Consider the following 13,013-nt stretch of genomic DNA (forward strand, 5'->3'; position numbering starts at 1 on the left):
CCCCCCTGTAGGAGCGGATTTATCCGCGATAGCGTCGACAGAGCCCATCAGCCTGTGCCGGCCTCATCGCGGAAAAATCCGCTCCTACAGGGCTCCGCGCCGCTCTTGGGAGTGGCGCAAGAATCCAGCTGTTGTGGGAGCCTCCCATGTTGAACACCCTTCTACCCATCCTGCTGTTCACCGCCCTCGCCCTGGCGGTGCTCGGCGCCCTGCGCCGGGTGCGCATGTGGCGGCGCGGGCGGCCAAGCAAGGTCGACCTGATCGGCGGTCTGCTGGTCATGCCACGGCGCTACCTGGTGGACCTGCACCATGTGGTCGAGCGCGACAAGTACATGTCCAAGACCCACGTGGCCACCGCCGGCGGCTTCGTGCTCTCGGCCGTGCTGGCGATCCTGGTGCATGGCTTTGGCCTGCACAGCAAGATCCTCGGTTACGCCTTGCTGGTGGCCACGGTGATCATGTTCAGTGGCGCCCTGTTTGTTTTCAAACGCCGGCTGAACCCGCCCTCCCGGCTGTCCAAGGGCCCGTGGATGCGTTTGCCCAAGAGCCTGCTGATGTTCGCGGCGAGCTTCTTCATTGCCACCTTGCCGGTGGCGGGGATCCTGCCTGAAGGCACGGGCGGCTGGGTACTGGTGGCACTGCTGGGTATCGGCGTGCTGTGGGGCGTGTCCGAGCTGTTCTTCGGCATGACCTGGGGCGGGCCGATGAAGCACGCGTTCGCCGGTGCCCTGCACCTGGCCTGGCACCGCCGCGCCGAACGCTTTGGCGGTGGCCGCTCCACGGGCCTCAAGCCGCTGGATCTGGAAGACCCGAATGCGCCGCTGGGCGTGGAAAAACCGGTGGACTTCACCTGGAACCAGTTGCTCGGTTTCGACGCCTGCGTGCAGTGTGGCAAATGCGAGGCCATGTGCCCGGCGTTCGCCGCTGGCCAGCCGCTGAACCCGAAGAAGCTGATTCAGGACATGGTCATCGGCCTGGCCGGTGGCACCGACGCGCGGTTCGCCGGCAGCCCGTACCCGGGCAAGCCGATCGGCGAACATGGCGGCCACCCGCACCAGCCGATCGTCAACGGCCTGGTGGATGCCGAGACGCTGTGGTCGTGCACGACTTGCCGCGCCTGCGTCGAGGAATGCCCGATGATGATCGAGCACGTCGATGCCATCGTCGACATGCGCCGCCATCTGACCCTGGAAAAGGGCGCCACGCCGAACAAGGGCGCCGAGGTGCTGGACAACCTGATCGCCACCGACAACCCGGGCGGCTTCGCCCCGGGCGGGCGGATGAACTGGGCGGCCGATCTCAACCTGCAGCTGCTCTCAGAGGTGAAAACCACCGAGGTGCTGTTCTGGGTCGGCGATGGCGCCTTCGACATGCGCAACCAGCGCACCCTGCGCGCCTTCGTCAAAGTGCTCAAGGCATCCGGCGTGGATTTCGCCGTGCTCGGCCTGGAAGAGCGCGACAGCGGTGACGTGGCGCGCCGCCTGGGCGACGAGGCAACGTTCCAGCAGTTGGCCAAGCGCAATATCCAGACCCTGGCCAAATATCAGTTCCAGCGCATCGTCACCTGCGACCCGCACAGCTTCCATGTGCTGAAGAACGAATACGGCGCCCTTGGCGGCGAGTACCAGGTGCAGCACCACAGCACCTACATCGCCGAACTGATCGCCGCCGGCAAGCTCAACCTCGGCCAGCACAAGGGCGGCAGCGTCACCTATCACGATCCCTGCTACCTGGGCCGCTACAACGGCGAGTACCAAGCCCCGCGCGACGTGCTCAGGGCCCTCGGTATCGAGGTACGCGAAATGCAGCGCTCGGGCTTCCGTTCCCGCTGCTGTGGCGGAGGCGGCGGTGCGCCGATCACCGATATCCCCGGCAAGCAGCGAATCCCCGACATGCGCATGGACGATATCCGCGAGACCGAGGCCGAGTTGGTGGCCGTGGGCTGCCCACAGTGCACGGCGATGCTCGAAGGCGTGGTCGAACCACGCCCACAGATCAAGGACCTGGCCGAGCTGGTCGCCGATGTACTGATCGAAGATGAGGCCCCCGCCAGCGCAAAGTCGCCAGCGGCCAAACGTGAACCTGCGGAGGTGCACTGATGAGCGACATCATCCGCCGCGACCCACGCGCCGAGTGGATCGCCCGTAACCGCCTGCACCCGCTGCATGCGGCCATGCAGACGCAACAAACCAGCTGGATGGGCCCCAATGGGCTGATGCGCAAGAACCCCCATGCGATTGCCGCCGGCTTCATCGGCCCCAACGGCCTCAAGCGCATCGACCGCAGCGGCGCCCAGCAGGGCACCGGTGTGGGTGGGCGGCGCACAGCCGCCGCCGAGGTGCAGCTGCCGCTGCACCAGGTTGCCGCGCCTGCGTTCTATATCGCCGTGGTACCGGACATGGTCGGTGGCCGTCTCGGCAGCCACGACCGCGACCTGCTGGGCCTGGCCCACAGCCTCGTCGGCAACGACGGCGCAGTGCTGGCCGTGGTGTTCGGCGAGCACAAGGAAAGCAACTTTTCCACAGCCGGCGTGGACCGCCTGCTGGTCATCGAGGGTGAGGCCTTCGAGGGTTATGCACCGGAACAACTGGTCCAGGGCCTGCGGGCTGTGGATAACCAGTTCGCCCCACGCCACTGGCTATTGCCCGACAGCCGCAGCGGTGGCGGCGAGCTGGGCCGACGCTTCGCCGCAGCCCTGGGTGAGCGCCCGGCAACGAGGGTGTGGCAGGTCAAGGATGGCCAGTGCATCGGCCGTGCCGGCGCGGGCCAGCAGGATATCCAGCGCGACGTGCCGCGGTTGATCCTCGCCGCTGCCGAATGCGCCGAACCGGTTAGTGAAACCCGCCATGAAGCCTTGCCGGTGGAGTTGTCCACAGGTGTAGCACGCAGCCTGTCGCGCATCGAAGACCTCGGCTCGGTGGCCGTGGACCCGGCGGCCATCGCCATGGCCGAAGCCGAGTTCATCGTCTCCGGCGGCAACGGTGTCAAGGACTGGGACCTATACCACCGGGCCACGGCGGCGCTTGGCGCTACAGAGGGTGCCTCGCGAGTGGCAGTGGACGACGGCTTCATGCCGCGCAACCGCCAGGTCGGCGCCACCGGCACCTGGGTCACGGCGCGGGTCTACGTGGCTGTGGGTATATCCGGCGCCATCCAGCACCTGCAGGGCATCGGCGCCTGCGACAAGGTGGTGGCAATCAACATGGACCCGGGCTGCGACATGATCAAACGGGCTGACCTGTCGGTGATTGGCGACAGCTCGGCGATTCTCCAGGCACTGATCGAGGCTGTGGATAACTTCCGCAGCAGCGGCCAGCGCGACGCGGCATAGGGGCACGAGCATGAGTACCAAAGTCATCAGCCTGGTGTCGATCGGCGCCCACCCCAGCTCAGGCCGCGCTCGACGCGCAGAGCAGGACGCTCGCGCCGTGGAGCTGGGCTTGCAACTGGCTGGGGATAACTTGCAGGTGGTGCATGCCGGCGATCCTCGCGAAGAGGCGCTACGTGCCTACCTGGGCATGGGGCTTGAACACCTGGACGTACTGGAGCAGCCCGCTGGCGCCGATGTGCTGGGCGTGCTGGGCGACTACCTGCGCGATGCCGGTGCCCAGCTGGTGCTGACCGGCAGCCAGGCCGAGACGGGCGAAGGCTCGGGCATGCTGCCGTTCCTGTTGGCCGAGAAACTGGGCTGGCCGCTGGTGGTGGGGCTGGCCGAGGTGGAATCCATCGATAACGGCACCGCCCAGGTGCTGCAGGCCCTCCCTCGTGGTCAGCGCCGTCGCTTGAAAGTGCGCCTGCCGTTGCTGGCCACTGTGGATAACGCCGCGCCCAAGCCACGGCAATCGGCCTTCGGCCCGGCCCGGCGCGGTGTGCTGGCGGCGCGCACGGTAGAAGTCGTGGACGATCCGCTGCGGGCCGAAGGTGCCCTACAACCGGCCCGGCCGCGGCCCAAGCGGCTCAAGGTGATCAAGGCCAAGAGCGGTGCCGACCGCATGAAGGCTGCCACGGCCAAGGCCAGTGGTGGCGCAGGCAAAGTGCTCAAGGATGTTTCTGCGCAGGAAGGTGCCGAGGCCATCCTGAAGTTGCTGGTGGAGGAAGGGGTGTTGCGCTGAATCTATTCAGCGCTGCCGCTGTTTCCCGGAATACCCACTCCTGCGAGCCTTGCGCCCTTTTTTCAGCAGTGGGCTTACCCTGCAATGGGGTAAGAATAGGCGTTCTGCAAAATAGCTACTGCTCCGTACGCAGTTTCAGGCTGTGGATAATTCATCAGTCCTACTCTGCCGTACCCGTGACTGTTCAAAAAAATGGCGTGTTTTACCCACCAAATCTGTTCGAGATTCTGTGGATAAAGTGTTTGCCAATCTCTCCAGGGCCTGTATAGCGTGGCCTTCAAGCGATTGAGCAATAATCGATCAATGCCATGTATGCAGTCTTATGTGAATGGATTTCCATGATCCTTCCAGTTGCCCACAATTGCTGTTGGCCAGGCTGTGGATAATCTGTTCGGCTTTTATCGTCGGCCTTGCACGGCGCGGCTTCCATAGGTTTGATCAAAAAACAACCATTTGCACAGATGCGGTGGTGGAGGGTTGTCCAGGCCGGATGGGGCTTCTACTGCACCAGCAGGGTTGTGGATAAGGTTTGGGGTTGGCACTGGACATCAGAAACCACTGCCGACGGAGCTTGAGGGTTCCTTGATTGGGATGCGCGAGGGCTGCAATTCACTGTGCATGTCAAATTTAGGCGGATTCGACATTACGGATGGCTTGTATGTTTCTGATAATTTCAATAAATGACTCAATTGGCATTGTTCTTATGTGGTGAAACAAGCTGTGCGTCGCGTTATGTTCTATTGTCTCGTGAGTGTGCTGGATTTTTTTGTTCATGGTGATGTAGGTGAGGAGTGCACTAACGGGAAGTGGGAGTTTATTATTTGGTGTGCCGGAATAGGTAATGGAAATGCTGTATTTGTCTATCTCGTCCTTGGTCTTTAGTATGTTGCTCTTTTGCTCATTTATTGATTTTATGTTTTTTTGCATATGTTGTGGAAAAGCGTCAATTGGGGATTCTAGTACAGATTTCACTGCCTCCTCAATAGGGTAGGCCAAAAGTGTCGGCTTCGTTGTCGTTGTGTTTTCCTCCACGATCGTTGGTAATGGAATGAAACTACGCTTTCCCCACCGGTAATGCCCGGAAGGGTCTTGCCAGCCCACAGGATTCCCTTCGCAATAGGCATATGTGTTTATCCCGCCTGCTAGAAATGGACTGAGCACATCCGCCGAGTGGAAGCGCATCAGCACTGGGTTGTAGACGCGATATCCATTTCCAAGGCTGTAAAAGCCTGAGCGTTCACGTAGCTTTCCTGTGTACATCAATGTTGGGTGGCTTGCTGAAGGTGTGTGCCCATAGACCGTGTAAACCATCGAAGTATTTGCCCAGACCGAACAGTGGTGCACTGTCGAGCACTGCGCATCGGTTGCCAGCAGGCGGAAGGCATCGGACTTTTTCAAGGCTTTCCCTCCGGGGAGGCGAAGTCTGGAGGATGGGACATTTCGGCAGGCAAGGCAACCTAGCATTTTTGCCAGTACCCTTTGTCAGCGGTCGTGATAGCGTAATTCAGTATGGACTGATCGTCTGGTTGGCGAGGAAATCATATGAGTATGCGCTTGTTGGCAGTTGACCATCTTTCAAGCCCGATTACGTCGGTGGCTCGAACCGAATGCATGAATAAGGCATACATGCCGTATGGTCGCGGCAGCCGTCCAGAAATGACAGCCCTTGGCTTCACCGGACAGTTGCGAGAACCTGGATTGGAAATTTATTTACTGGGTAATGGCCATCGCGCCTACAACTCGGTATTGATGCGTTTCATGTCAGCTGACCAGTTGAGTCCAATGGGTAGAGGCGGGGTGAATAGCTATGCGTATTGTAAGGGTGATCCAATAAATTTCATCGACCCTAGTGGGCGTATATTAGGACTTCCAAGTTGGGCAGCTTCTTTTGCTAGTGCGTTAGCCGGTGGCTATATGGCATACAAGGATAGTAAATCATTGAAAAATAATCAGACTTATTCTAGCGGGAAATTGGCGGAAGCTGCCATTGGTGGCACTACTGCTGTTTATACTGGTATTGCTGGAGTTTTACAGTTATATAAGGAGCCGCTTGGCGACAGTATGGCCAATGATGTAGCAGTCTTAACGGCGGCAGTTGTACTTAGGAAACCTATCGTCAGCCTAATGGGAAATGTAGTCGATTGGTTTAAAACAGGGTACAATTATGTATCGAATCGATACCATTCTTGGCGTCAAGGGGGGCGTTCTGAAGAATCTGTTAATTCGTCTTCACAAGGCCAGGACCTTTCGCCTGATGACGGCGTGAGACATAGGCGCAGTACGAGTGCTAGGTCTTCTCGAGATGGTTCGCCTGTATCAAGCCCGACGTCTTTGAATAGTGGAGATCCTTTCTCTCTAGATGGGATACAGGTGCATGTGCGTACGCAAAATACCTGAATAAATCCAGCCTATCCCGCTAGCAAAAATATCGTAGAGAGTAGAACTGAGCTCTGATACAAATGGCCACGCCTGCGACCCACCGCAGGCGTGGTCGCTCTATTACTGCGCCATTACTTCCTTAAGGTATGCAGCAGGCTCCGCCCCCAAATTGTTCAAAACCCGCTGGCTATACCAGTCAATAAAATTCACCACGCCAAACTCATAAGTTTTCGAATATGGCCCCGGCTGATACGCCGTGGAGTTGATCCCCCGCTGGTTCTCTTCGGCCAACCGGCGATCCTGGTCATTGGTGGCATCCCACACCTTGCGCATCTCTTCAGGGTTGTAATCCACCCCCTCCACCGCATCCTTGTGCACCAGCCACTTGGTGGTGACCATGGTTTCCTGCGCGCTGATCGGCCACACGGTGAACACGATCATGTGGTCGCCCATGCAGTGGTTCCACGAATGCGGCAGGTGCAGGATGCGCATCGAGCCCAGATCCGGATTCTTAATGCGCCCCATCAGCTTCTTGCACGCCACCTTGCCGTCCATGGTCATCGACACGGTGCCCTTGAGCAGCGGCATGCGCACGATGCGGTTACGCAGGCCATGGCTCTTGTGCAGGTAAGGGATTTTCTCGGCATCCCAGGCAGCGGCCGAGGCGGCCACGTGGTCCTTGAATTCCTGGCTGGCGCGCGGGTCGTTGGTGTCGTCCCATTCCAGCAGGGTCTTCAGCAATTCTGGGTGTGAGCCGTTGCAGTGGTAGCACTCGCGGTTGTTCTCCAGCACCAGCTTCCAGTTGGCCTTCTCCATCAAGGTGGTCTGCACCGCCACCTTGGTGTTCTCCATGTCGTACGGTTCCATGTAATGCTCGAGCGTAGCGAGGAACTCGTCGATGGCCGGCGGATTCTCGGCCAGGCTGATGAAGATGTAGCCCCCGGCCACCTTCACGTTCACCGGTTTCAGGCCGTACTGGTTCATGTCGAAGTCGGCGCCCATCTCGGTGCCGGCGAACAGCAGGCGGCCATCGAGTTCGTAGGTCCACTGGTGGTAGTGGCAGACCAGCTTGGCCACCTTGCCTTTGTCGCTGACGCACAGCCGCGAGCCGCGGTGGCGGCAGACGTTGTGGAAGGCATGCACTTTACCTTCGGCACCGCGTATCACGATGATCGGGTTCTTGCCGATCTGCAGGGTGATGTAGTTGCCCTTGGTCGGGATCTCGCAAACCATGCCGGCGATCAGCCACTCCTTGTGGAAGATCTCCTGCATGTCGATCTGGAACAGGCGTTCATCGCAGTAGAACGGTTGCGGCAGCGAGTAGGTGCGCTCGCGGGTCTGCAGCATCTCGGCGGTGGCCTTGCGTGCAGGTTCCAGTGGATCGCCCAGGCTCAGGGTTGCGGTGACGTCCATCGTGTGGTCCTCGTGGCCGCATGCGGCCGGCTGAAGTGGCTAATCGTTGTTGTAGTGCCGCAAGGCTGTTCTTCGAGATAAACAGCGTGTTGTTTTGCCGAGGAGTGTGCGTCCGGGCAGTGAAAGGACCATATCCACGGGCGACATGGCCGCATCGAATTCCGACGCGCCAGCCCTTGTAGCGCGGGGCTGGTCGCGATAAGCACGCCGATGTCGCGGATGGGAATGTACGTAGACGGCGCTATGCGCATTATCGGAGCCATAAGAAAGGCCGACAGTCGGCTGCTGGAGATGAACATGTCCGATACCTTCCTCAACCCGGTTACCACCCAGACCTGGGCCAATGGCCGCCACATCGTGCGTTGTGTCAAGGTCATCCAGGAAACCTGGGACGTGCGCACCTTCTGCTTCATGGCCGACCAGCCAATCATGTTCTTCTTCAAGCCCGGGCAGTTCGTCACCCTGGAGCTGGAGATCGAAGGCAAGCCGGTGATGCGTTCGTACACCATCTCCAGCTCGCCGTCAGTGCCTTACAGCTTCTCGATCACCGTCAAGCGGGTGCCGGGCGGGCTGGTGTCCAACTTCCTCCACGACACCATGCACGAAGGCGCCGAGCTACCGGTGCACGGGCCGGTGGGGCTGTTCAACGCCATCGACTTCCCGGCCGGCAAGACCCTGTACCTGTCCGGCGGCGTCGGCATCACCCCGGTGATGTCCATGGCCCGCTGGTTCTACGACACCAACGCCAATGTCGACATGGTGTTCGTGCACAGCGCCCGCTCGCCGAAAGACATCATCTACCACCGTGAACTGGAGCAGATGGCCTCGCGCATCCCCAACTTCAGCCTGCATATCATTTGCGAGAAGCACGGGCTGGGCGAGCCGTGGGCGGGTTATCGCGGCTATCTCAACCAACGATTGATGGAACTGATCGCCCCGGACTACCTTGAGCGCACCATCTTCTGCTGCGGCCCCACGCCCTACATGAGCGCGGTCAAGCGCATGCTCGAAGCGGTCGGCTTCGACATGAAGAACTACCACGAGGAATCGTTCGGCGCGACGCCGCCTGAAGCTAAGGCCGACGCGGTGGAGCATGCCGAAGCGGCTGCCGATGCGCCGGAAGTGGATGTGGCCGACCTCAACCTGGTGGAGTTCGTCGGCAGCGACAAGAGCATCCGCGTGGCCCCGGGCGAGACCGTGCATGCGGCGGCGGCCAAGGTCGGGCTGATGATCCCCAAGGCCTGCGGCATGGGCATCTGCGGCACCTGCAAGGTGCTCAAGCTCGGCGGCGAGGTGGAGATGGAGCACAACGGCGGGATCACCGAGGAAGACGAAGCCGAGGGCTACATCCTGTCGTGCTGCAGCGTGCCGAAGGGGGATGTGCGGATCGAGTATTGATCCATCAGGGAGCGCCTTGGGCAGGTGCGCTCCCACATGCTCCGCCTTCAGCTTCAGTTCTCTGTGCTATGCCCAGCCCAGCTGGCTGGGTAATCCTCTGCGGAGATTGCGCCCGCATTGGCCTGTGAGTAGTGCTACCTGGTAATTCTGTCAGTTTCATACCTGCGGGGACTGCTGTCAGTATGTCTGGGACGGCAAACGAACGCAGGTTGAACGGATATGTCGACTTCCCATCTGCTCGCTGCGGACAAGCAGAGAACGCCACTCTCTGGCACAGGTTTTTCCAGCCGTTGCCATACGCCCTACGGCGCGTTGCCTTCTCACGACGGGCCGGTAGTCGCGTACTGCGGGGAGCCGCGTGACAGCGGGATGGATCGCTACCACCTGGGTAACGGCCATCGTGTCTACAATCCTGTGCTCATGCGTTTCCAGTCCTCCGATGGGCTCAGTCCGTTTGGCAAGGGAGGGATCAATGCCTATGGCTATTGTGCGGGTGATCCGGTCAATTATTCTGATCCTAGAGGTAGAAATCGCAACGGGATCGGGACCGTACCTCGTACTCGGCTACTTGGGCTAACAGTCCCCGATAAAGATGCATTCGCGAAGGGGGCCATGGTGGTAGCAAGTGCCAACACTGCTATGGGCGCGGTTGCAAGGACGTTTGTTGAGGCGGTCAATCGCGAAACCACCCCAGTGGGCCAATATGTGGAGAAGAGCAAGGAGTGGAGAGGGGCTAACGTGCTTCTAATGTACTCGGGGATCACTAATGCCTTTCTGCACGGGCAGGAGATTGGGCCCACGGATTTTACGCTAGCCGAACTTGGAATGACGGTTGCGGGTACCTCTGGGGCCTTTATGTTGTACCGGCCCGCATTAGTCGATGCTGTGAAAAAAGTGGGTACGAACTACACGCTATGGCCAAAAGTGTTGGCGCGTACAGCCTATGAGGTTAGTGGAGCAGGGCTGGTAATAGAGTGGCTTTCAGGTGTAGGCCAAAACATGCGTGAGGGCTACCAGGAAATGCCGTGAGATGACTTGCAGGGGATTTGTTAGGGGAAAGCAAGCACTCCCGGGGCCAGCCTTCAGCCCCGGGAGTTTCCGATCAGGTCCGGAACCGCGCCACCAACCCGTTCAGATCCACCGCCAGCCGCGACAGCTCGGCACTCGCCGCGCTGGTCTGGTGCGCCCCGGTGGCACTCTGCACCGACAGGTCGTTGATGTTCACCAGGTTGCGGTCCACCTCGCGGGCCACCTGGGCCTGCTCTTCGGCGGCGCTGGCGATTACCAGGTTGCGCTCGTTGATCTGCGCCACCGCCCCGGCGATGGTGTCCAGCGCCAGGCCCGCGCCACGGGCGATGTTCAGGGTCGATTCGGCGCGCTCGGTGCTGGTGCGCATCGAGTCCACGGCCTGCTCGGTACCGCCCTGGATGCTGCCGATCATCCGCTCGATCTCGCTGGTGGACTGCTGGGTGCGGTGAGCCAGGGCGCGCACTTCGTCGGCGACCACGGCAAAGCCACGACCGGCCTCGCCAGCGCGGGCGGCCTCGATGGCGGCGTTGAGCGCCAGCAGGTTGGTCTGGTCGGCCAGGCCGCGGATCACGTCGAGCACCTTGCCGATATCACGGGACTGCTCGGCGAGGTGTGCGATCAGCTTGGCGGTGGCCTGCACATCGCCGCTCATGCGCTCGATGGCGCCCACGGTCTCCAGTACCAGGTCGCGGCCATCGCCGGCCGAACGGCTGGCTTCGCTGGAGGCTTCCGAAGTGCTGACCGCGTTACGGGCCACTTCTTCGACGGCACTGGTCATTTCGGTAACGGCGGTGGCGGCCTGCTCGATCTCGTTGTTCTGCTGCTGCAGGCCACGGGCGCTTTCGTCGGTGACGCTGTTCAGCTCTTCGGCGGCGGAGGCTAGCTGGGTGGCGGAGCCGGCGATCAGTTGCAGGGTGTCGCGCAGCTTGTCCTGCATCTTGGCCATGGCCTTGAGCAGGCGCGCGGCCTCGTCAGTGCCGTCGGCGTGAATGCTATGGGTCAGGTCGCCTTCGGCGATCTGCTCGGCGGCCTTGAGCGCCTCGTCAATGGGTTTGACGATGCTGCGGGTGAGCAGGAAGGCGAACAGCAAGGTCAGCACCGTGGCCGCCACCAGCAGGCTGATGACCAGGGCGAAGGCGCCGCTATACTGCTCGGCCGCCTGGGCGTTGGTGGCGCTGGTCTGGTCGGTGTTGATGCGCACCAGCGCGTCCATGACCTTGTTGATCTGCTCGGAGTTGTCCAGCAGGTCGCGGTTGAGCAGGTCACGCAGGGCATCGAGGTCGCCGCCCTGGCTCAGGCTGCGCATGCGTGCCTCGAGCTGGCGGTACTGGTTGAGCAGCAGGCCGTACTGGTCGAAGGCGGCCTTCTCGTCGGCGGCGGTAACCAGCGGCTCGTAGGCGCGGCGCGCCTTGTCGATCTGCGCGTTGCGCTCGTCCAGCAGGCGCAGGGTGTCTTGCTGGGTGGCCGGCTCGCGGTTGAGCAGCAGGCGGTAGGAGAGGGTGCGCAGGCGCAGGTTCAATGCGGTCAGCTCGTCGAGGGTCTTGATGCTGGGCACGCTGACTTCTTCGATGGTCACGCCGGCCTGGCGGATGTTGCCCATCTGGATCAGCGAGAAGATACCCAGGCCGAGCATCAGCACACCGATCACGGCGAACCCGAGCAACGCGCGGGGCGCGATATTCATATTGCGTAAGGACATGGAGGCGGTTTCCAAGGCAGAAGAGGTGCCGCGATCCATGCGACGGAAGAAGACCTGCCTGCCTATCGGTCGTGACCGGCCAGTCTTTAGGCTGACTTGATGAAATTGTGAGGCAGCTAACTATTTTCCTGACCAGCGGTTGACCCAGGTCGGAACAAGGGGGCTGATCCTGGGTCAACCTGAACCCGGCAAACACCTTTTGAATCCGATATTTAATGGCGGGGGCGCAGGTTTTTCCTTATCGTGTGCGCCCTTTGCAACAACCGAGATAGACGCATGTTGGAAACTTCCCTGAATCAACTCGAGCAACTGGTCAGCGACCTGATGCACAAGAACGCACAGCTGGCCGAACAGAACGCCAACCTCAGCCAGGAACTGGCCCAGGCCAAGGAAGAGAACGACAGCCTGCAGTTGTCGCTCATGGAGCAGGAAGAGAAGCACGGCGCCACCGCCGCGCGCATCCAGGCCCTGGTCGAGCGCGCCAGCGCAGGTGTCGTGAACGCATGAGACTGCAAGCGCAGCCGGTCAACGTCGTGTCGATCCTGGGCAACGACTATTCGCTGAAGGCCCCCGAGGGCCAGGAAGAAACCCTGAACCAGGCCGTGCGCATGCTCAATGTCGCCCTGGCCGAGACCAAGCGCAGCTACCCGACCCTGATCGGCGACAAGCTGCTGGTGCTGGCCGCCCTGAACCTGTGCTCCAAGCAGATCGAACTGCAGCGCGAGCACGACCGCACCCTCGAGCGCACCCAGGCGCAGATCGACGCTACGGTCGATGCCATCAGCAAGGCCGTCTCCGACGTCTGACTGACGTCATCGTGCGCCTTCGTGAGAGCGAGCTTGCCCCGCGATGCGGGCGTCCAGTCTGTCGCAGATCACTGGAACAACTGGATACTTAAGTGTATACACTTCCCGAAAAACAATAATTATCGGGGAGTGGCACATGCGCATCTGGCGGCGGAGCATCCAATGGCAATTGATCGC

11 protein-coding genes and 1 pseudogene are annotated in these 13,013 nt (G+C 60.8%); 8 read left to right on the forward strand and 4 right to left on the reverse strand.

Annotated features, from left to right (window positions below; all coding sequences use genetic code 11):
• Window positions 1-146: 146 nt before the first annotated feature.
• The 3 genes from dgcB to etfB are packed head-to-tail and all read left to right on the forward strand — an operon-like array spanning window position 147 to window position 4,112.
• Window positions 147-2,099: a dimethylglycine demethylation protein DgcB gene (gene dgcB / locus ACODS9_RS05780; RefSeq protein ID WP_489093478.1), complete on the forward strand. Its 1,953-nt coding sequence runs from the start codon at window positions 147-149 to the stop codon at window positions 2,097-2,099.
• On the forward strand, window positions 2,099-3,331 hold the full coding sequence (gene etfA, locus ACODS9_RS05785) for an electron transfer flavoprotein subunit alpha (RefSeq protein WP_489093479.1): 1,233 nt from the start codon (window positions 2,099-2,101) through the stop codon (window positions 3,329-3,331). The genes dgcB and etfA overlap by 1 nt, the downstream gene beginning before the upstream one ends.
• A 10-nt stretch (window positions 3,332-3,341) precedes the next feature.
• Window positions 3,342-4,112 carry an electron transfer flavoprotein subunit beta gene (etfB, locus tag ACODS9_RS05790; RefSeq protein ID WP_489093480.1) on the forward strand — a complete coding sequence of 257 codons (771 nt, stop codon included), beginning with the start codon at window positions 3,342-3,344 and terminating at the stop codon, window positions 4,110-4,112.
• A 627-nt stretch (window positions 4,113-4,739) separates the two neighbouring features.
• Here the strand turns inward: etfB and ACODS9_RS05795 are convergent.
• On the reverse strand, window positions 4,740-5,510 hold the full coding sequence (locus ACODS9_RS05795) for an RHS repeat-associated core domain-containing protein (protein WP_489093481.1): 771 nt from the start codon (window positions 5,508-5,510) through the stop codon (window positions 4,740-4,742).
• A gap of 144 nt (window positions 5,511-5,654) precedes the next feature.
• Between ACODS9_RS05795 and ACODS9_RS05800 the strand changes: the two genes are divergently transcribed.
• Window positions 5,655-6,509, forward strand: a complete 855-nt coding sequence (locus ACODS9_RS05800) for an RHS repeat-associated core domain-containing protein (protein ID WP_489093482.1) — start codon at window positions 5,655-5,657, stop codon at window positions 6,507-6,509.
• A gap of 102 nt (window positions 6,510-6,611) precedes the next feature.
• Here the strand turns inward: ACODS9_RS05800 and gbcA are convergent, their stop codons facing one another.
• Window positions 6,612-7,904 (reverse strand): glycine-betaine demethylase subunit GbcA, encoded by a 1,293-nt coding sequence (gene gbcA / locus ACODS9_RS05805; protein ID WP_401107677.1) that lies wholly within the window; start codon window positions 7,902-7,904, stop codon window positions 6,612-6,614.
• 297 nt (window positions 7,905-8,201) lie between these two features.
• Between gbcA and gbcB the strand changes: the two genes are divergently transcribed.
• Window positions 8,202-9,302 (forward strand): glycine-betaine demethylase subunit GbcB, encoded by a 1,101-nt coding sequence (gbcB, locus tag ACODS9_RS05810; RefSeq protein ID WP_046857453.1) that lies wholly within the window; start codon window positions 8,202-8,204, stop codon window positions 9,300-9,302.
• A 219-nt stretch (window positions 9,303-9,521) separates the two neighbouring features.
• Complete coding sequence (locus ACODS9_RS05815) at window positions 9,522-10,331, forward strand: RHS repeat-associated core domain-containing protein (RefSeq protein WP_489093483.1); 810 nt, start codon at window positions 9,522-9,524, stop codon at window positions 10,329-10,331.
• Window positions 10,332-10,404: 73 nt separating this feature from the next.
• Here the strand turns inward: ACODS9_RS05815 and ACODS9_RS05820 are convergent, their stop codons facing one another.
• Both ACODS9_RS05820 and ACODS9_RS05825 read right to left on the reverse strand, forming a co-directional pair.
• Complete coding sequence (locus ACODS9_RS05820; RefSeq protein WP_371918340.1) at window positions 10,405-11,277, reverse strand: methyl-accepting chemotaxis protein; 873 nt, start codon at window positions 11,275-11,277, stop codon at window positions 10,405-10,407.
• Window positions 11,260-12,069, reverse strand: a pseudogene (locus tag ACODS9_RS05825) (MCP four helix bundle domain-containing protein); the annotation flags it as partial. The pseudogene ACODS9_RS05825 and the gene ACODS9_RS05820, both read right to left, overlap by 18 nt.
• A 237-nt stretch (window positions 12,070-12,306) precedes the next feature.
• On the opposite strand from ACODS9_RS05825, the gene ACODS9_RS05830 reads away from it, so the two are divergent.
• Both ACODS9_RS05830 and ACODS9_RS05835 read left to right on the forward strand, forming a co-directional pair.
• Window positions 12,307-12,537 carry a hypothetical protein gene (locus ACODS9_RS05830; RefSeq protein WP_023630185.1) on the forward strand — a complete coding sequence of 77 codons (231 nt, stop codon included), beginning with the start codon at window positions 12,307-12,309 and terminating at the stop codon, window positions 12,535-12,537.
• Entirely contained in the window at window positions 12,534-12,836 is a 303-nt protein-coding gene (locus ACODS9_RS05835) for a cell division protein ZapA (protein ID WP_023630184.1), read from the forward strand. Before ACODS9_RS05830 ends, ACODS9_RS05835 begins: the two co-directional genes overlap by 4 nt.
• Window positions 12,837-13,013 lie beyond the last annotated feature (177 nt).

The organism is Pseudomonas sp. FG36, from assembly GCF_057809275.1.

Excerpts from the sequence above, each read along its gene's own strand:
- ACODS9_RS05830 (WP_023630185.1), top strand. The coding sequence starts at position 12,307 with ATGTTGGAAACTTCCCTGAATCAACTCGAGCAACTGGTCAGCGACCTG.
- ACODS9_RS05815 (WP_489093483.1), top strand. The coding sequence starts at position 9,522 with ATGTCGACTTCCCATCTGCTCGCTGCGGACAAGCAGAGAACGCCACTC.
- ACODS9_RS05835 (WP_023630184.1), top strand. The coding sequence starts at position 12,534 with ATGAGACTGCAAGCGCAGCCGGTCAACGTCGTGTCGATCCTGGGCAAC.
- ACODS9_RS05800 (WP_489093482.1), top strand. The coding sequence starts at position 5,655 with ATGAGTATGCGCTTGTTGGCAGTTGACCATCTTTCAAGCCCGATTACG.
- dgcB (WP_489093478.1), top strand. The coding sequence starts at position 147 with ATGTTGAACACCCTTCTACCCATCCTGCTGTTCACCGCCCTCGCCCTG.
- ACODS9_RS05820 (WP_371918340.1), bottom strand. The coding sequence starts at position 11,277 with ATGGCCAAGATGCAGGACAAGCTGCGCGACACCCTGCAACTGATCGCC.
- etfB (WP_489093480.1), top strand. The coding sequence starts at position 3,342 with ATGAGTACCAAAGTCATCAGCCTGGTGTCGATCGGCGCCCACCCCAGC.
- gbcB (WP_046857453.1), top strand. The coding sequence starts at position 8,202 with ATGTCCGATACCTTCCTCAACCCGGTTACCACCCAGACCTGGGCCAAT.
- etfA (WP_489093479.1), top strand. The coding sequence starts at position 2,099 with ATGAGCGACATCATCCGCCGCGACCCACGCGCCGAGTGGATCGCCCGT.
- gbcA (WP_401107677.1), bottom strand. The coding sequence starts at position 7,904 with ATGGACGTCACCGCAACCCTGAGCCTGGGCGATCCACTGGAACCTGCA.